Raw genomic sequence first — 18,268 nt, forward strand, 5'->3', positions numbered from 1 at the left:
GTATTACCCCACGATATTCACGATTTTACCTGGCACCACAATAACCTTTTTAGGGGTTCTACCCTCTAATTGTTTTTGTGTCTTTTCATGGGCCATTACAGCCGCCTCTATCCCTTCTTTATCTAAATCCAAAGGCAACTCCAGCATAAAGCGCATTTTACCATTGAAAGATATGGGATATTGCTTACTGCTCTCTACCAAATGGCTTTCATCATAAATTGGGAAAGGTGCCGTTGCAATAGATTCGCTATGCCCCAACTGCTCCCAAAGCTCTTCAGCAATATGCGGTGCATAAGGCGAGACCAATATAGCCAAAGGTTCCAAAATCTTCTTACTTGTACATTTCTGGGACGAAAGTTCGTTTACACAGATCATGAATGTAGATACGGAAGTATTGAAAGAGAAATTCTCAATATCTTCCTCTACCTTTTTTATGGTCTTATGTAAGGTCTTTAGATTGTCTTTGGTGGGCTCAACATCATTGAACTTGGCACCTTTTTCATCAAAATACAAACGCCACAATTTTTTCAAGAAACCATGAGTTCCTGAAATACCTGCCGTATTCCATGGTTTGGACTGCTCCAAAGGCCCTAGGAACATTTCGTACAAACGCAAACTATCCGCCCCATATTCCTCGCAAATCTCATCCGGACTTACCACATTGTATTTGGACTTGGACATTTTTTCGACCTCGCGAGAAACCTTAAACTCCCCATTATAGACATATTTCGCATCTTTGAAATCAGAACGAAAATTTTGAACCTTCTCTACATCTAATTCATCAGAATTATTTACATATGTTACATCAACGTGAGTTTTAAGATAACTAAAACGACATTCCTTTAGAAATGGATTGTTAATATCTAATTTTTCATCTTCTAAAATATTATAAATAATTGACGACAAATCTTCTTCATCCCTCATATCCTCGGAAACAAATACCTTTCCATTGATTATAGGAATTATTTTCTCAAGAAAATACTTTTGATCTTCAATACTATACTTTCCGGACCCGACTGTATCCAACATTACATGATCCCAATTAATTACAACTTTATTTATAAAAGCACTCGTCCCCGTAATCATCCCTTGGTTAATGAGTTTTTTTGCAAACTCATCCTTAGGCACATAACCTTTATCGAACATGAACTTTTGCCAAAAACGGGAATACAACAAATGCCCCGTAGCATGCTCACTACCTCCGATGTACAAATCCACATCTTGCCAATAATTGATCGCGTCCTGTGAAAATATCGCCGCATCGTTACCAGGATCCATATACCGGTTAAAGTACTGGGAACTACCGGCCCAACCGGGCATGGTATTCAATTCCAACGGAAATACATTGACATTATCAATCAATTCATTTTTAACCACTTCCGCCTTGAGGCGGTCCCAGGCCCAGACCGTGGCATTGCCCAAAGGCGGCTCCCCGGTTTCGGTAGGCAAGTATTTTTCAACTTCCGGCAAGGTAATCGGCAAATACTCTGCATCGATCATTTGTGGAAGTCCGTCTACATAGTACACAGGGAAAGGTTCTCCCCAATACCGTTGACGACTGAATACCGCATCCCGTAGTCGGTAGTTTATCTTTCCTTCACCCTGACCCATTTTCTCCAACTCGAAAATGATTCTTTTTACGGCTTTTTTATAAGGCAATCCGTTTAGAAAATCCGAATTGGCGATTATCGTAGAACCCTTATCCGAAAAGGCTTCTTCTGAAATATCTACTCCTTCGAAAATATTGGGAATGGGAATATTGAAATGCTTCGCGAAATCATAATCCCGCTGATCCCCACATGGAACCGACATTACCGCTCCTGTACCATAACCCGCCAACACATAATCCCCGATCCAAACAGGAATCGGTTCTTTCGTAAACGGATGCTCTGCATAGGCTCCGGTAAATGCCCCCGAAATGGTCTTTACGTCGGCCATACGATCACGCTCTGAGCGTTTGGCCGTAGCTTCAATATATGCATTAACCTCAGCTTTTTGTTCCGGGGTGGTTATTTTGGGCACCAAATCATGTTCTGGTGCCAAAGTCATAAAACTAACCCCGAAAATGGTATCGGGCCGGGTGGTGAACACCTCTATCGGATATGACTTCCCGACAGTATCGGAAACCATTGTTTTAAAAGTGACCAATGCCCCTTCAGATCGCCCGATCCAATTGGTCTGGGAATCTTTTAAGGGTTGTGGCCAATCAATCTTATCCAAACCATCTAACAAACGCTGTGCATAAGCCGTGATCCGCATACTCCACTGCGTCATTTTTTTACGCACTACAGGGTGGCCACCACGTTCAGAAACCCCGTTTACAATTTCATCATTCGCCAAAACAGTACCCAATGCAGGACACCAATTCACTTCGGTTTCCGCTAAATATGTCAAACGGTATTGCAATAAAATCCCTTGTTGTTCGGAATTTGAAAACCCTTTCCAATCCGCTGCCGAGAATTCCACGATATCATCATCACAGACAGCATTCACCTTAGCATTACCTTCCTTCTCGAAAAGTGCGATCAAAGTTTCAATATCCTCAGCCTTATCCGTATCCTTATTGTACCAAGAATTGAACAACTGAATGAAGACCCATTGGGTCCATTTATAATATTTAGGGTTAGAAGTACGCACCTCGCGGCTCCAATCAAAAGAGAAACCGATTTTATCCAATTGTTCCCTATACCTTTTAATGTTGGTCTCTGTGGTAATGGCGGGGTGCTGTCCTGTTTGAATGGCATATTGCTCCGCAGGAAGTCCGAAAGAATCATATCCCATGGGATGTAACACATTAAACCCTTTGTGGCGTTTGTAGCGTGCATAAATATCACTGGCAATATACCCTAACGGATGCCCAACATGTAATCCGGCCCCTGAGGGGTACGGAAACATATCCAACACATAAAATTTTTCCTTATCAGAATTATTCCCTGCTTTAAAAGTTTGGTTTTTAGCCCAATATTTCTGCCATTTGGCCTCAATTTCGTTGAAATTGTACTGCATGTCTTATCTTTCTTAACTATACCGGCAAAAATAAGTTTAATCCTTGAAAGGGAAAAGATTATATGTACTAACAATCTGAGAATATCGGTTATGGTTTTCTGGATCATGAACCTTATCTTTGATAGCTATCATATGACGGCTGGATAAAACATATTACCATAAACCGTCATTACCTTTTTACATGAAAAACCCAATTCGGCATTTAGTAGGCATAACCCTCCTTTTTTGGATGCTATGCCCTATTGAAGGCCACGCTCAATTGGGATTTTGCGAAGGTAATTCCGGAGATCCCATTTTTACCGAGGATTTTGGGGCTGGTACGACCAACGGACCTCCTTTACCCGCCGGAACCACTTCGTATACGTATATCGACGGTGAACCCATTGATGGCAAATACACCATATCTAGCTATACCGCATATTACGATTGGTTCAACACCACCGACCACACCCCTAACGATAGTAACGGAAAAGCGTTCATTGTGAATGCCAGTTATACCCCTGGGGAGTTTTATCAAAGAACAGTAACAGGTTTGTGTGAAAACACCTCCTATGAATTTTCTTCATGGCTGATAAACCTCCACCCAAGTAGTGGCGGCTGTAATGGTAATGGTATCCCCATAAACGTTAGGTTTCAAATTTGGGACAACACGGGAACCGACTTGTTGGCATCAGGTGACACGGGAGACATTTATGATAAATCCTCCCCGGTTTGGGAACAATATGCCCTTGTGTTCCAAACCTTACCCGGACAGACATCGGTTATATTGAAGATGTTGAACAATGGTGCCGGTGGATGTGGCAACGACCTGGCCATAGATGATATCGTCTTTAAAACTTGTGGGGATTTTGTAGACATCACCAATGACCAAAACGAATCGAACATATTGGTCTGCGAAGATTACAGTCCTGTAACCACACATCTAACCGCCCATCCCGATTACTCCATATACAGTACCCATGTATATCAATGGCAAGAAAGCACGGACGGCGAAAACTGGAATGATATTGTCGGGGAAACGAATCAAGACTATACTCCACCCACCATAACCTCATCTATTTTCTATAGGGTCAAGATGGCCGAGGACCTCGTAAACCTTAACAACTCATTATGCAATACGCAATCTGAGGTTTTCGATATCATCATTGTGCCCAAACCCGACCCACCATTAAGTGATTATGGTACAATTTCATTGTGTCCTGACCAAGGTGAGGTAATTTTGGTAACCGTACCATCGAATACCACAGTGAATTGGTACGATGTGCCTTCAGGAGGCACACCCCTGCTTGAAAACAATAGTACTTACTCCCCTAAAACCGCAGGCACCTATTATGCAGAAGCTATTTCTACTATGGTAGAATGTACGTCCAATACCCGCACAGCTATTACGGTCGACTTTTATACCCCCCCAATGCCAATAGATGAGGACCTGACTTTCTGTGAAGGAAGCTCCATTGTTCTTTCTGCTGGTATAAACAATATGCAATATGCATGGAACACCGGAGCAACTACTTCGGAAATCGAAGTCGATACACCAGGACAATACACAGTGAATATAACCGATGCGAATGGCTGTTCGGCCATAAAGACCATAAACTTGGTACAATTGGACTCCCCGGTCATCGACTACATATCTTCGGATGATTACACCCTCGAGATACATATGGCAAATTCTGGGAATTTCGCATATTCCATAGATGGGATTTCTTATCAGAATGAAACCGTATTCGAGAATACCCCAGGCGGCCAGTATACCATTTATGTTAGCGAAAGAAATGGGTGTGGCACTACCCCTATGGAATATATACATCTAGTTATCCCAAAATTCTTTACACCCAATGGTGATTTTGCCAATGATGTTTTTATTCCCGAAGGGGTCGAGACGTTCTCAAATTATGAGGTAAGGATATTCAATAGATACGGCATGCTTATAAAACACACAAAAAACACACCATTTGAATGGGATGGACGTTTTAACAATATTGCCCTTCCTTCTGATGACTACTGGTATTCGATAACAATCGACGGCAAGACCCTTAAAGGTCATTTTAGTTTAAAAAGATAAGCGCTGTCTTATCTTTGTTGTCCCAATTCTCAATTTACTTTCCTATTTTTACATATTGAAGTATTCTAGGCATGAGCAAATCTTTTGAACGGTACCAAAAACGAAAGTTGATTTCTTCTTATTTTTCAGTGGTCCTGAGCATAGGACTAGTTCTTTTCCTTTTGGGCATCTTGGGATTATTGGTCCTTAATACCAAAAAAATGGCCAATCATTTTAAGGAACAAATCACAATTTCGGTCTTTTTAAAAGAAAACGCCAAAGAGGTCGAGGTGGATCAACTTCAAAAAAGTTTGGCCATGGCCGAATATACCAAAACGGCCACTTATGTTTCCAAAGAAGAGGCCGCTGAACAACATAGTGCGGAAATCGGGGAGAATTTTATCGATTTCCTAGGTTACAATCCATTAAAAAATTCAATTGACGTACAATTGAATGCCGATTTCGTTTCTCCCGAACAAATTGAGGAAATCGCCACCGAAATATCCAAAAAGAATTATGTAGACGAAGTTAGCTACGACAAACCTTTGGTCGGACTCTTAAGTGATAATGTAAAGAAAATCAGTTTTTGGATTCTTGTCGCAAGTGCCATTTTCACGTTTATAGCCGTTTTACTCATCAATAGTTCCATAAGACTATCCATCTATTCCAAACGCTTTATCATAAAAACCATGCAAATGGTAGGTGCAACCAAAATTTTTATACGTAGGCCATTTATTTGGACGAACATAAAACTAGGTATGCTAGGTGCCCTAATTGCATTAATTGGTTTGGGCGCCGTAGTGTTCTATTTAGACCGTAATTTTACGGAATTCAACCTGCTTCAGGACAGCACAATGCTCATCTTGTTATTTGCCGGTGTCTTCGTTTTAGGGGTTTTGATCTCCCTGATAAGTACTTATTTTGCCACACAACGTTTCTTGAACCTGAGAACTGACGAGCTCTATTATTAACGCGTTAGGTATCCTTACTTTCATTTGGAAAGCCTAATCCCGTGGGCTCAAACGGCCCCAATAGTGACGTAAAATGTAATAAAAGCATAAATTTTCGGTTAATTAAAAATAATAGGACGGACTTCATTAAATTTGCGACATGGCTAAAAAGCAAAACAATCCTAACGGACAAGCTGTAAAGCATGAATTTATCTTCCATAAAAAGAATTATATATTCATGTTTTTGGGTATTGCCTTTATCGCCCTAGGTTTTATACTTATGGCCGGAGGCGGTAGCAGCGACCCGAATGTCTTTAATGCGGACATCTTTAATTTTCGTAGAATCCGATTGGCCCCGACCTTGGTTCTGATCGGTCTCGGCATAGAGATTTATGCCATTTTGTTGAATCCCCATAAGAAGAATAAATAATTGGAAACCTTTGACGCCATTCTCCTTGGAATCATTCAAGGACTTACCGAATTTCTACCCGTTTCATCAAGTGGACATCTAGAACTCGGAAAAGCCATATTAGGGGACCATTCGGTTCCGGAAGAAAGTCTTTTGTTCACCGTTGTACTTCATTTTGCGACGGCCCTGAGTACCATAGTCGTTTTCAGGAAAGATGTCTGGGAAATCATTTCGGGCCTTTTTCAATTTAAATGGAACGAGGAAACCCGTTTTTCCCTAAAAATTATAATTTCGATGTTACCCGCCGTATTTATCGGTTTGTTTTTTGAAGAACAGCTAGAAGCTTTTTTTGGTGGTGATATCCGTTTTGTGGGCTTTATGCTATTGATCACCGCGGTATTGCTTTATTTCGCAGACAAGGCCAAGGACACCGACAAAAAAGTATCTTATAAAAATGCATTTATCGTTGGGGTCTCACAAGCGATTGCCATGCTCCCGGGAATCTCAAGATCAGGAGCTACGATCTCAACTTCAGTTTTATTGGGGGTTGACAAAACCAAAGCGGCCCGCTTTTCTTTCTTAATGGTGGTTCCTTTGATTTTCGGTAAAATGGCAAAGGATATGATGAGCGGGGAACTGAATTTCGCCAGTGAAAATACATTTGCCATGGGAGCAGGTTTCATTGCGGCCTTTGTCGCAGGATTGGCAGCCTGTACTTGGATGATCCAATTGGTAAAGAAAAGTAAGTTGAGTTATTTTGCGATTTATTGTTTGATCGTAGGACTCATCGCTATCGCATATAGTTATTGGGGTTAATCATCTACAACGACCACGGAAGAGACCCAAAAAAAACCTTTAATGAAATCATTATCAAAAGAAGATTTTTTGGAAGGACAATTGCTTTTGATCGATAAGCCCATGGGCTGGTCATCGTTTCAGGCAGTGAACAAACTCAAATGGGCCATTCGCAAGAAATTCCAACTAAAGAAAATAAAAATAGGACATGCCGGCACATTGGATCCGTTGGCTACGGGACTACTTCTAATATGCACGGGCAAGTTCACCAAGAAAATAAACGACCTTCAAGGGCAGGTAAAGGAATATACGGGAACCATTACCTTAGGGGCCACGACACCTTCTTTTGACCTTGAGACCGAAGTGGACCAAACCTTCCCCATCGACCATATCTCAGATACCTTGATACAGGAGACCACAACAGGTTTTATCGGGGAGATCGAGCAGGTACCCCCTGTATTCTCCGCTTTAAAAAAAGACGGAAAAAGATTGTACGAATATGCACGGGAAGGAAAGGAAGTTGAAATAAAAAAACGACAGGTAACCATCTCAGAATTTGAAATCACCCAAATAAACTTACCTGAAATCGAGTTCAGGGTCGTCTGCAGTAAAGGCACATATATTCGTTCATTGGCCCATGATTTCGGCAAGGCATTGCAATCCGGCGGGCATTTATCTACATTGAGAAGAACCAAAATAGGTGATTATAACGTAGATATTGCAACTGACCCCAATGATTTTGCAGATATGTTGCTCGATCAAGGGGATAGTTCGGATTTGAATTAAAAAGAACCCATTTCAACGAAAAATTAAAATATTTTACCAAAATCTTGGTTATAGCCTTATGCAACTTAACCGTCAACAGTTATCGTTATTGATCACCATCTTCTCTATGGCCATTGTGGTCCTGGGGTTGTATAATATTCATCTGGGCGGGCAACAAGAAGAAGATGAATACGTGGTAGAATTGGTCATGAGCGAGGAAATGCTGGAAGAATTGATCAAGGAAGAGGAGCAAAAGCTAGAGGAACTTCTGAACCAAGACCCCATTAAAAGCCATATGGCCCTTAATGAAACAGCAAAACCCAGTTATGGTAATCCCGAACCCTTGAAAACCTTGGAAGAGATTTTAGAGGAAAAAGCCATGAATACTTCCGATGATCCTTCGGAATATACTGATGTAGACTCCGATTACGTGGCTAAAGTAAAGGAATTGGCCAAACAAAGGGAGGAGAAAAAACAATTGCTGGGAGAAAGGGAAGCCCAAAAAGAAGAGCGAACCAATTTTCTCGCTGCCAGAAGAACATCTGTCTCCTATTCACTTGTTGATAGGAACAATTATAAATTACCACCACCGATATATACCTGTATCGAAGGTGGAAAAGTGGTCATCAATATTGAGGTAGATGCGGTCGGTAATGTAATCGATGCCAGTTTCAATGAAAAAAGTTCAGGAACTTCCAATGGGTGCCTCGTTGACAATGCAATTACCTATGCATTAAAAGCCAAGTTCGACACCTCTTCAAAAGCCATGCAAAAAGGAACGATCACTTACCTATTTCAAGGCAAGTAGTTCCAACAGGTCATTAAGCATACTCTGACCTTTATCCTTATTGTACCAAACTTGCAGTTCTTCCTTAAATTCAGGAGTTAACGTTCCGTGTTCGTTTTTATAATCTACAACCATTTGTTGGGCTATTTTAGGTCTAGAACCCCATTCACCCACAACCTTTCCGGAAGCATCATCGACCATGACCAATTTAGGTATGCTCATTGCTCCATTTGTCAAAAAGCGGTTCATGACATCTATATTTTCATCCCGTAATATTAATTTCAATGAAATGTTTTCGGTCAACGAAGCTACCTTGTTGATCATGGGCAAGGCTTGGGCTGCATCGCCACACCAACTTTCGGTCAAAACCAACCAAGTCACCTTTTTACCGGTATAACCTTTAATCATATCAGTGGTTTCTTGATCTATTTTCAAGGTCTTGTCCAATCGCTTCATTCTTCGTTGGTTCAGAAGCGTATAATTGACCATATCTTCGGATACATTTTGTCCAGTGGCTTCCCCTTCTGCTGCCAGATTATCCATTAACACTCTGTAATCCTGATAGGATGTACCTTTTGCTATTCCTTGTTGCAACAACTCTTCCGTACTAAGCTCCAAATTCTCCAAAACGTCTGTATTCATAAGTATTGTTTTTAAAAACGGCAAAGTTACCCATGAATCTCAATTCTAAAGGTAACATTGGTAACATTGGTCACATTAGTAGTGATTTTTAGCACACCCTTACAGTATGTGGCATATAGTATGGCCCACTAGGTGGAACGGATTATAAATTCTCGGGGACTACCGCAAGACTTTTAAAAAGTTTGGCCTTGGCAATGAAGTATTTATTACGCACTTCGATCTTCTTCAATTCGGCATCGATAAGTTTGCTTTCACGGGAATTGACCAAGAACAGGGAACTTTCCCCAAAATTGAATTTACGTTCCTCTGCACTCAAAAGCGTATTATAATTATACACTATATCATTGATCAGAAGATTTTGTGATTCAAATGACTCCAATTCGTTATAAACCGCCAGAATCTGGTTCTTTACTTGAACTTGGGTATTATCCATCTCATATTGGGCTTCCTGCAATTTGAATTTTGCCAATTTTAATTCTCCCCGTTCCTTTCTCAAAAACAAGGGCAATTGAAAACTGACCCCACCTTTGTATTGATTGGTTTCAAAGGAATTCATTAACTCTGGGGTTTCGGTTAAAAAATTATACTCTACTTGTATTTTTGGTAATAATCGGTTCGCCTTTAGACGTTTTTCTATCCGTAGACCATCGATCTTATAACCCAACGATTTTAATTTAGGATGATTGTCAACGGTAAAATCATTCAACGGTTTTCCCAAAATCTCGAACGTAATATCGATTTCACCTTCCAAGTCCGTATCAGGTATGACATTGGATTGCAACTCTAGCGGAATACCATCGTTCAACCATAAAAAACCGGAAAGTTCCAACGATTTTTTCATGAGCCTCACATTGGCCTGCTCCCGTCCCAAAGCCCTGGTCTGGACCGTAATTTTCGCTTCGACAGTATCGATTGCAGCAATCTCCCCGGCCTGGGCACTACTTTTTACCCCTTTGAACCTTGACTTTGCGTTCTTTAAAAAGCTGTCATATACCAAGGCCTCTTTATAGGCTTTTAACCAATCGAAATAAGCTAGAGAGGCATCATAGAGTATTTGATTTACCAATAGATCCCTATCAGCTTTAGATTGACTTCTGAAATATTTGGCCTTTTTCAGGGTTGCCATACGATCATTGATCCACATACCTTGTCCTACGGCTACTGAAACCCCTGCACTATATAGTCCGTCTAAGGGAACCGTATTCTCAGGATTCAGGTATTCGCCTTCATTCTGTTCAAAACTACCTTTTAGCTCAACCCCGTACCAAGTCGGAATCTTGAATGTGGCATTGAGACGATCATAATACTCCGTACCCTTGAATTTCTTCTGGTCATAATCAACCTCTATCTTAGGGTCAAAGCCACCACGTGCCTTCATTAAGTTCGCCTGTCCCATACCCAACCTTAATTCGGCCTGTTTGGCAATCGGATGGTACTTTTTAACGTACCCCAAATATTCGTTGAACCTCAATACCACGGTGTCTTTTGTCTGACCTTGGAGTGCCAACCAACCTATTAAGCAAATAAAAAGAATAAAATTGCGCATGTTATTTCTTTTTAACGTCCGATTTCACATTATCGGGTTGATAATAATTGGGAGGAAAACCGTTCAGTTGTCGCCATAACTCGTACCATATCGGCACGTCTTCCAAAAGGGCTATCGTACTTGCACCCGAACCTACGCGAATAGCGCTGGGCCATGGGTGGTCATCGGGATCCGGAGCCAGTAAAACCCTATACATGCCATTATCACTGATAAAGGTTTCAATGGCAACAACTTTGCCGCCATAAGTACCATAAGAGACATTGGGCCAACCACTGAAGACAATTGCCGGCCAACCATCGAATTGAATGCGCACCTTTTCGCCAAGATGTAACAACGGTAAATCTAACGGAGCCACAAAGGTTTCTACGGCCATATCAATATCCGCAGGCATAATACCGACCAACCTATCACCTTCCTTAAACGTTTCACCGATACCTGCCTGCAAGGCCTTATTGATATATCCGTTTTGGGGCGCACGAATATAATAAAGGTCGTTCCGCATTTGATAGTTGGTATATTGGTTCTCTAACTTGGTCACCTGTGCCTTAGAGTCGAATTGATTCGACTGAGCCGTGAACATGGCACTTTCCGCCTTCGAAATCTTATCGGTGTACTCTGCCGTGACCCGACTAATTTCTACCTGTGCATTTAGAATTTCGTTCTGGGCAGCCAATAGTTTATTTTCTTGGGAAATCAGTTTTGCTTGGGTTTCCTGAAGTTTCAATCGTTTTTCTTCTACATCGGTCATGGCCTTTAGCCCTTCGGACTGTAACTGTACAATACGATCATATTGCCTTTGGGCGATTTCAATATTCGTCCTTGCTGCCTCAAGGTCTATACTATCGCTCTTTACCTTAAGCTTTGCTTGTAGTAACTTGTTCTTGGATTGTTCCAACTTTAAACCACGTTCCCTCACAAGGGCACCAATTTGATTGTTCAGGGCCTTTACCTTACCCTCGTAGGAAGTCACCGAACCTTCTTTAGCCTTGATCTGAAGCTGTGTACGCTCTACCAACCTAGGGTCAAAATATTCATTTTTTATCTCGGAAATATGAAGTATCGTATCCCCTTTCTTTACATAGTCACCTTCTTGCACGTACCATTTTTCAATTCTACCCGGAATAGGTGATTGTATGGTCTGTGGGCGCTGATCGGGTTTTAAAGTAGTTAAATACCCCTTACCGTTGATGTTCTGCGTCCATGGTAAAAAAAGAATAATGAAACCAGCAATCGCGAAGGCCAACAAAAAGCGATTAAAATGCTTGTAATGCCTTTTATGAAAAACCCTTTGTGCAGAAGAAAACCGATCCAAAGAAACCTTTTGGTTTAATTTGTTATGAGAAATATTCAACATGCTATATTACTTTTTCATTGATAATTTTCCCTTTTTCCATAGTAATGATATGGGTGCAACGATCCAACCAACGTTCATTGTCACTCACCACGACCAAGGCCCAACCATTCTCACTATCGCTTAAGAAGTTTATAAGTTCTAGCGACTCTTCTTGATCGAATTGATCCAAAGGATCCTTCAACAGAAGTATTTTCGGTTTTCTTACAATGCTACGCGCCAGCACTATTTTTTTAGATACCGTAAAGGGTATCTGTTGCCCTTCGGGATATAGGATTGTTTGTAAACCTTGGGGTTGTTCCTTGACAAATTGGCCAAGGCCCACCTTATTGATCGCCCAATTGACCCGCTCTTGGGAAATAGATGTATCGCCAAAAGTTATATTGTTAAGAATAGAGCCCTCAAAAGGGGATTCTCCGGGTAGCGTCTGCCCAATTTGGGCACGATAGTGATTAAGGTTCAAAGCTTTCAAGGAGTTTCCGTTCACATAAACCCCTCCGGAATCCGGTTCTAGAATACCGGAAATGATTCGCAGTAAAGTAGTTTTCAAAGACCCACTTTTTCCTTTGATGAGTATCCTAGAGTTTGGCGGTATCTTTAAACTTACATTATCTATGACCGTCTTTTGAATACCCGGAACTTTATAGGATACTTTCTCCAATTCCACGGACAGGGCCTCGTTTTCCCCAAATGATATCTGACCCTCCTGTGATTCCAATTCCTTATCAACTACCTGTCCCAATTTTTCTAATGATGTAAGCAGATCATAGAAAGTCTCCAGCCCCAAAATCAGTTTTTCCACAGAACTTATTACCAAAAGTATAATGATTTCTGCCGCCACGAACTGCCCAATATTCATTTCTTGGTTCAAGACCAAAAGACCTCCGATCAATAACAGACCTGCCGTTACCAGGACTTTAAAACCTATCATTTGTATATACTGAAGCACAAGAATGTTGAAGTGACCTTCCCGAGCTTTCAGATACCCCGTCACCAGTTCATCGTTCTTGTCCAACGCATGTGATGTTTTGCCCGATAGTTTAAAACTTACAATAGATCGGGCAACTTCTTGCAACCAATGGGCCACCTTATATTTACTCTTTGATTCGTTTAAACTGGTATCCAAACCCTTTTGAGCAGTAAATTTAAACACCACATAAATCAATAGTAACAGCAGGATACCATAAATGATGAAGAAAGGATGGTAAAATGAAAGCAATAAAAGCCCCAATATGATCTGCAGCAAAGCCGCAGGAAAATCGACCAAAATCTTGGAAACTCCTTTTTGTACGGTAATCGTGTCAAAAAAGCGGTTCGCCAATTCGGGTGGATAATAATTGGTTAGTTCACTCATTCTTATTTTCGGGAACCTATAGGCAAATTCGAAAGAGGAACGTGTGAATATCTTCTGTTGTACGTTTTCAATGATACGAATCTGCATCAATTGCAATACGCCTACAAATGCCACACCGATCGTAACCAAAACAACAAGAACGATCCATGAAGTGCTTATTTGGGCCCCCTGTATTAAATTGATTATGGCCTGTATACCCAAAGGCAAAGAAAGGTTAACAACCCCGGCAAAAATGGCATAATAAAAAACTTGAAAAATATCCCTCTTATCCAATTTGAGCAACCCTATCAAGCGTTGCCAAGAGGTCATAATGGTTTTGGTCATATTATTTATGGTTTAATCGTGCTGAAAACAAGGTTTTGAAAGTAAGTACTGGTATCATTCCCTTCTTTACAGTCGGTCAACGAAGGAAAATGATCTTTTAGGAAATATTGGTGCAACGACCCTTCCAGAATAGTACTACTAAGACTGGATGGGTGTTTATAATCCGGGTTTATTGCTTTGATCATATCACTGATCCTAGTCACCAATCTTTTATAAATTATAAAATAACCCTCTTTGTTCTCGGCATCGACCTCCTTGGTCAAATACGACTTGGAGTATTCATTAATGACGATTTTGTTCAACAAGACCTCATTAATATGTGAAAATGAAGAATCTTCCTCAGTAACTTTCGTAACGATTTCAATTGCTTTTTTCAACTTTTCCTTTGGATTACCTATGCCATTGGTCGCAAAAACCAATTGATACTCCAACCACCCCCAATACCACGAAGCTAAGTACAAGAGTAATTTATGCTTGTTTTCAAAATATCGATAAATGGAACTCTCGTTAGATCCGATCTTTACACCTAACTTTTTAAATGTAAAGCTTTCAAAACCCATTTCGTTTACCATAAGTATACTCTCTTGGATGATTCTCTTACCCAAATCTGACGATTCCGGGTCCTTAACATAGATATTTTCGTTGATATTGATCTTAACAGATTGTAAAAGCCGGTCCATACCTCAATTTTATTGTGATTATCCAAATATAATAGTATTACTATCATATAGTGATAGTTTAACTGTTTTTTAACAGGTGTTATACTATCTTTTTTATTATTTTCGATTTCAACTTAATTTATAATCAAATCATTAATATTTAAACAGGTTTTTTATGAAAAAGTTAGTTTTTGTATTGACTGCATTTTTTTGCTTTGGATGGGCAAACGGCCAAAACAATGAATCTTCCATAGAAAAAGGGAGTATTTTGGTTTTGGGAACACCTTCTGCCGGATTAGACTTTAAACACATCCATTTCCCCAAGAGGAATTTTATCATCAAAAGAGGTGGGATAGCCGATTACAAAGCACTCATCGGAAGAAAAGTTCAAGTTTCCCATGTAGAATCATCCCAAAATGGTGAAACTGAAATCGTACTTAAACCTTTGGACGGTCAACGCTTCTTTAGGTTTCTCCCCAAGGTTAAAGCAAATTATGAAAAGGCTTTGGACCGAGGTGAATTAAAACCCATTTAAATCAAGTTATACCACATGTTCTTTCCGCTATTTCCCAAAATATGCATCAACTCTCCAAGTATTGAGAACTGATGCAAGCGGGAAGAACTTGTTTACCCCTTTTTGATACTACTTAACTTTGCCATGGGTCTTAAAAAATTGTACCATATAAATACATATCTTTAATCATAAGATATGATGTTATGACAAAACATAAATGTGGATGGTGCCTTGGCGATGACCTGTATGAGGCATACCATGACAAGGAATGGGGTTCCCCCGTAAAAGATGATACACTACTTTTTGAGTTTCTGGTACTGGAAACCTTTCAGGCCGGACTAAGTTGGATCACCATTCTTAAAAAACGCGAAAATTTCAGAAATGCCCTTGATCAGTTCGATTATAGAAAAATAGCCGAATATGATGAAAACAAAATCCAGTCCCTATTACAAGATGCAGGGATAATCAGAAACAAATTAAAGGTACGCGCAACAGTTTCAAATGCTTTGGCATTTATGAAAGTGCAAGACGAATTTGAAAGTTTTAGTGCCTATGTGTGGGAATTCGTAAATCATACCCCGATAAAAAATAGCATTGAAAATTATAAAAACGGCCCGGCAACCACCAAAATTTCAGATGCCCTAAGCAAGGACCTTAAAAAAAGAGGGTTTAAATTTGTGGGCAGCACGGTTGTCTATGCATTTATGCAGGCAGTAGGTATGGTCAACGACCATGAGACCAACTGTTTTAGATACAACGAAGTTTAACCCTTATTTAAATTTCATGATTTTACCCTCTTTTCCAAATAACACACCAAACAACAAGGTACAATATAGTTCGGTCATGCCCCTCTTTTTCAAAGTTATGATGATGCTCTTCCTTGGGACATTAATATGCAATGGCCAAGAGAAGTATGAAAGGGAATTCCGTATTAAAAAATCCCAGTTCCCTGAATTAAAATCAGATTCGATCCTTGCCGATGGGAACATTAAAAGAAAACGCTATTATAAAGAGGTCGACAGTCTTGGCGCCACCTATATTTTAAAATTCAAAAAGAATCGTTTGTATTACCATTTAACCTTCAATGATTCTGGCGAACTACTGAATTCGGGATTCCGTATAAATGAAATCGATTTTCCCGATGAAACCATTCATGAAATAAAAAGATATTTATCCGGCACATTTGAGAAATTCAAGATAAGACGAATGTACCAGCAATATGCTTTCGATAAAAAAGTGGGTGAAAAATCCCAATTGAAAAACACTTTTCAAAATCTATTGCTCCCAGACAATTTATACAGACTGAGCGTTAAGGGACGAAAAGGAAAAACCCGTACCGATTATGATTTTTGGTTCAACGCCGAAGGTCATTTGATAAAAAAACGAACGGCATTGCCCATGAACCATGACCGTATCTTGTATTAACCGTTTCAAAATCGAAAATGACCGATTATATCGCAACTTTGGAACAGGAATTTGAAGCCAATTCAAATCCCCAAATTGCAGAAGGGCAAAAAGCCTATATGCGCAATCAGTTTGAATTTTATGGGATAACATCCCCTAAACGGAGGGAAATCCAGAGACCTTTTTTGGTAAAATCGTTTTTACCCTCAAAAGAAAAGTTACAGGAATTGGTCAAAGCCCTATGGCAAAAACCACAACGGGAATATCAGTTCTTTGCACAAGAATTGGTTTCTAAATACACCAAACAATTCAGTATAAGCGATATTTCAATATTAGAGTATATGGTGACCCACAAATCCTGGTGGGATACGGTGGATTATATTGCGGTTAAATTGATCGGCCCCTACTTTGAACGTTATCCTGAGCAATTGGACACCCACCTTGAAAAATGGCTGGCCTCTGACAATATATGGCTGCAACGTTGCTGTTTACTCTATCAACTGAAAAGAAAGGAAGAAATCGACACCTTAAGGTTAAGCCAAATCATCCAAAGACTTTTGGGCTCCAAGGAGTTTTTCATCAATAAAGCTATTGGGTGGGTATTACGGGAATACAGCAAAACCAACCCTAATTGGGTCAAAGAATTTGTTTCAAGGAACGAACTTGCCAATTTAAGCCGTCGTGAGGCACTTCGCCTTATGGATAGATAATAAGATGGAACAGGATGGCAGCTCAGGGAAACACTGGGATGAAAAAATTAAGATTATAGACGGAAAATCGATTAAATAAGAGGTGTTTTCGAAATAGAAATAGCAAGACCGGTTACTATATTCCTTAAATTTGATTTATATAATTGTTGCCCCCATTTAGATATGACAACTACCAACACTGAAACTAGAAATGAATATGGTCCGCTTTAAGAGCTCTATTTTAAAGACAAATCATTCACGGGTACAATCGTAGATGGTTTAGATACCATCAACTATAAAGATGGTATTGTCCATGGTCCGCTCACCTCCCGCTATAAATCAGGTCAATTGAGTAGTATTGAAACCTATGAGAATGGTGATATAAAATACTGCGCAACATATTACATGAATGGTCAAAAAGAAACTGAATTTTGAAATGGCCCATATTATAATTTGAGATTAAAAAAACCGAAAATGATGAATAAAACCCTTGTAGCAAATAAATATTTAGAACATCTGGAAAATGGAGATATTAAAAAGGTTATTGACTTATTCCATGAAAATGGAATCGTTGATTCACCAATTTATGGAATCAAAAAAGCCGACTTCTTTTATCGCGAATTGAATAATGACACCTCTAATTCCAAACTTCATCTTCAAGGGATTTTCGAACAAAACAATTCGAATAATATTGCGCTTTACTTTACCTATGAATGGACTTTAAAGAGTAATAAGATTGTTGAATTTGATGTGGTGGACATTATAGAACTTGATCCTGACAATAAAATAAAGAAACTGAAAATAATATACGATACAGTTGTTGCCAGAAAGTTGGTGAATGAATTAAATGAACAAAACGAATAAAGAACATGGTACAACCGCAACTATAGGTTTTGCCCGTTCTATGGTAAAAACCAAATATTTTTTCGTTTAAATGGCCAGGTTCCCCAATACCACAAAGGGTGTACCTTAATTATCAAAAAAAATATAATTTCCCTATTTAGGTTCTTTGAAAAAACTTAACCCTAA

17 protein-coding genes are annotated in these 18,268 nt (G+C 39.7%); 11 read left to right on the plus strand and 6 right to left on the minus strand.

Annotation, left to right across the window (positions count from 1 at the left end):
* Positions 1–3 precede the first annotated feature (3 nt).
* Positions 4–3,006, minus strand: coding sequence for a leucine--tRNA ligase (locus GJ691_RS01575; RefSeq protein ID WP_154363075.1), 3,003 nt, complete (start codon positions 3,004–3,006; stop codon positions 4–6).
* Between the two features lie 181 nt (positions 3,007–3,187).
* On the opposite strand from GJ691_RS01575, the gene GJ691_RS01580 reads away from it, so the two are divergent.
* The 6 genes from GJ691_RS01580 (at position 3,188) to GJ691_RS01605 (ending at position 8,777) form a co-directional block, all read left to right on the plus strand.
* Positions 3,188–5,071, plus strand: a complete 1,884-nt coding sequence (locus tag GJ691_RS01580) for a T9SS type B sorting domain-containing protein (protein WP_154363077.1) — start codon at positions 3,188–3,190, stop codon at positions 5,069–5,071.
* A gap of 71 nt (positions 5,072–5,142) precedes the next feature.
* The gene (locus GJ691_RS01585) at positions 5,143–6,021 is read left to right on the plus strand and encodes a cell division protein FtsX (protein ID WP_154363079.1); all 879 of its coding nucleotides are present in this window, start codon (positions 5,143–5,145) and stop codon (positions 6,019–6,021) included.
* A 139-nt stretch (positions 6,022–6,160) separates the two neighbouring features.
* Positions 6,161–6,430 (plus strand): DUF3098 domain-containing protein, encoded by a 270-nt coding sequence (locus GJ691_RS01590; protein ID WP_154363080.1) that lies wholly within the window; start codon positions 6,161–6,163, stop codon positions 6,428–6,430.
* Complete coding sequence (locus GJ691_RS01595) at positions 6,431–7,225, plus strand: undecaprenyl-diphosphate phosphatase (RefSeq protein WP_154363082.1); 795 nt, start codon at positions 6,431–6,433, stop codon at positions 7,223–7,225.
* Between the two features lie 42 nt (positions 7,226–7,267).
* On the plus strand, positions 7,268–7,990 hold the full coding sequence (gene truB / locus GJ691_RS01600) for a tRNA pseudouridine(55) synthase TruB (RefSeq protein ID WP_154363084.1): 723 nt from the start codon (positions 7,268–7,270) through the stop codon (positions 7,988–7,990).
* Positions 7,991–8,048: 58 nt separating this feature from the next.
* The gene (locus GJ691_RS01605) at positions 8,049–8,777 is read left to right on the plus strand and encodes a hypothetical protein (RefSeq protein ID WP_154363086.1); all 729 of its coding nucleotides are present in this window, start codon (positions 8,049–8,051) and stop codon (positions 8,775–8,777) included.
* Here the strand turns inward: GJ691_RS01605 and GJ691_RS01610 are convergent.
* The 5 genes from GJ691_RS01610 to GJ691_RS01630 form a co-directional block, all read right to left on the minus strand.
* Complete coding sequence (locus GJ691_RS01610; RefSeq protein ID WP_154363088.1) at positions 8,760–9,398, minus strand: thioredoxin family protein; 639 nt, start codon at positions 9,396–9,398, stop codon at positions 8,760–8,762. The genes GJ691_RS01605 and GJ691_RS01610 overlap by 18 nt on opposite strands.
* 142 nt (positions 9,399–9,540) lie before the next feature.
* Entirely contained in the window at positions 9,541–10,944 is a 1,404-nt protein-coding gene (locus tag GJ691_RS01615) for a TolC family protein (RefSeq protein ID WP_154363090.1), read from the minus strand.
* A 1-nt stretch (position 10,945) separates the two neighbouring features.
* Positions 10,946–12,298 (minus strand): HlyD family secretion protein, encoded by a 1,353-nt coding sequence (locus GJ691_RS01620; protein ID WP_154363092.1) that lies wholly within the window; start codon positions 12,296–12,298, stop codon positions 10,946–10,948.
* Position 12,299: 1 nt separating this feature from the next.
* Positions 12,300–13,973, minus strand: a complete 1,674-nt coding sequence (locus GJ691_RS01625) for a peptidase domain-containing ABC transporter (protein WP_154363094.1) — start codon at positions 13,971–13,973, stop codon at positions 12,300–12,302.
* 5 nt (positions 13,974–13,978) lie between these two features.
* Positions 13,979–14,653 carry a TetR/AcrR family transcriptional regulator gene (locus GJ691_RS01630; RefSeq protein ID WP_154363096.1) on the minus strand — a complete coding sequence of 225 codons (675 nt, stop codon included), beginning with the start codon at positions 14,651–14,653 and terminating at the stop codon, positions 13,979–13,981.
* Between the two features lie 154 nt (positions 14,654–14,807).
* Here GJ691_RS01630 and GJ691_RS01635 point away from each other — a divergent pair, with 154 nt between their 5' ends.
* From GJ691_RS01635 to GJ691_RS01655, 5 genes are all read left to right on the plus strand, one after another.
* Positions 14,808–15,167 (plus strand): hypothetical protein, encoded by a 360-nt coding sequence (locus GJ691_RS01635; RefSeq protein WP_154363098.1) that lies wholly within the window; start codon positions 14,808–14,810, stop codon positions 15,165–15,167.
* 182 nt (positions 15,168–15,349) lie between these two features.
* The gene (locus GJ691_RS01640) at positions 15,350–15,913 is read left to right on the plus strand and encodes a DNA-3-methyladenine glycosylase I (protein WP_154363099.1); all 564 of its coding nucleotides are present in this window, start codon (positions 15,350–15,352) and stop codon (positions 15,911–15,913) included.
* Between the two features lie 76 nt (positions 15,914–15,989).
* The gene (locus GJ691_RS01645; protein ID WP_154363101.1) at positions 15,990–16,571 is read left to right on the plus strand and encodes a hypothetical protein; all 582 of its coding nucleotides are present in this window, start codon (positions 15,990–15,992) and stop codon (positions 16,569–16,571) included.
* A gap of 17 nt (positions 16,572–16,588) precedes the next feature.
* Complete coding sequence (locus GJ691_RS01650; RefSeq protein ID WP_154363103.1) at positions 16,589–17,260, plus strand: DNA alkylation repair protein; 672 nt, start codon at positions 16,589–16,591, stop codon at positions 17,258–17,260.
* A 453-nt stretch (positions 17,261–17,713) separates the two neighbouring features.
* Positions 17,714–18,103, plus strand: a complete 390-nt coding sequence (locus GJ691_RS01655) for a nuclear transport factor 2 family protein (RefSeq protein ID WP_246200078.1) — start codon at positions 17,714–17,716, stop codon at positions 18,101–18,103.
* The last annotated feature ends 165 nt before the right edge of the window (positions 18,104–18,268 follow it).

It is taken from the genome of Maribacter luteus (assembly GCF_009674825.1).
Taxonomy (GTDB): Bacteria; Bacteroidota; Bacteroidia; order Flavobacteriales; family Flavobacteriaceae; genus Maribacter_A; species Maribacter_A luteus.

What these genes read in the sequence shown, in the direction of transcription:
- GJ691_RS01575 (WP_154363075.1), bottom strand. Translation starts at nt 3,006, where the DNA reads ATGCAGTACAATTTCAACGAAATTGAGGCCAAATGGCAGAAATATTGG.
- GJ691_RS01580 (WP_154363077.1), top strand. Translation starts at nt 3,188, where the DNA reads ATGAAAAACCCAATTCGGCATTTAGTAGGCATAACCCTCCTTTTTTGG.
- GJ691_RS01585 (WP_154363079.1), top strand. Translation starts at nt 5,143, where the DNA reads ATGAGCAAATCTTTTGAACGGTACCAAAAACGAAAGTTGATTTCTTCT.
- GJ691_RS01590 (WP_154363080.1), top strand. Translation starts at nt 6,161, where the DNA reads ATGGCTAAAAAGCAAAACAATCCTAACGGACAAGCTGTAAAGCATGAA.
- truB (WP_154363084.1), top strand. Translation starts at nt 7,268, where the DNA reads ATGAAATCATTATCAAAAGAAGATTTTTTGGAAGGACAATTGCTTTTG.
- GJ691_RS01605 (WP_154363086.1), top strand. Translation starts at nt 8,049, where the DNA reads ATGCAACTTAACCGTCAACAGTTATCGTTATTGATCACCATCTTCTCT.
- GJ691_RS01610 (WP_154363088.1), bottom strand. Translation starts at nt 9,398, where the DNA reads ATGAATACAGACGTTTTGGAGAATTTGGAGCTTAGTACGGAAGAGTTG.
- GJ691_RS01615 (WP_154363090.1), bottom strand. Translation starts at nt 10,944, where the DNA reads ATGCGCAATTTTATTCTTTTTATTTGCTTAATAGGTTGGTTGGCACTC.
- GJ691_RS01620 (WP_154363092.1), bottom strand. Translation starts at nt 12,298, where the DNA reads ATGTTGAATATTTCTCATAACAAATTAAACCAAAAGGTTTCTTTGGAT.
- GJ691_RS01625 (WP_154363094.1), bottom strand. Translation starts at nt 13,973, where the DNA reads ATGACCAAAACCATTATGACCTCTTGGCAACGCTTGATAGGGTTGCTC.
- GJ691_RS01630 (WP_154363096.1), bottom strand. Translation starts at nt 14,653, where the DNA reads ATGGACCGGCTTTTACAATCTGTTAAGATCAATATCAACGAAAATATC.
- GJ691_RS01635 (WP_154363098.1), top strand. Translation starts at nt 14,808, where the DNA reads ATGAAAAAGTTAGTTTTTGTATTGACTGCATTTTTTTGCTTTGGATGG.
- GJ691_RS01640 (WP_154363099.1), top strand. Translation starts at nt 15,350, where the DNA reads ATGACAAAACATAAATGTGGATGGTGCCTTGGCGATGACCTGTATGAG.
- GJ691_RS01645 (WP_154363101.1), top strand. Translation starts at nt 15,990, where the DNA reads ATGCCCCTCTTTTTCAAAGTTATGATGATGCTCTTCCTTGGGACATTA.
- GJ691_RS01650 (WP_154363103.1), top strand. Translation starts at nt 16,589, where the DNA reads ATGACCGATTATATCGCAACTTTGGAACAGGAATTTGAAGCCAATTCA.
- GJ691_RS01655 (WP_246200078.1), top strand. Translation starts at nt 17,714, where the DNA reads ATGATGAATAAAACCCTTGTAGCAAATAAATATTTAGAACATCTGGAA.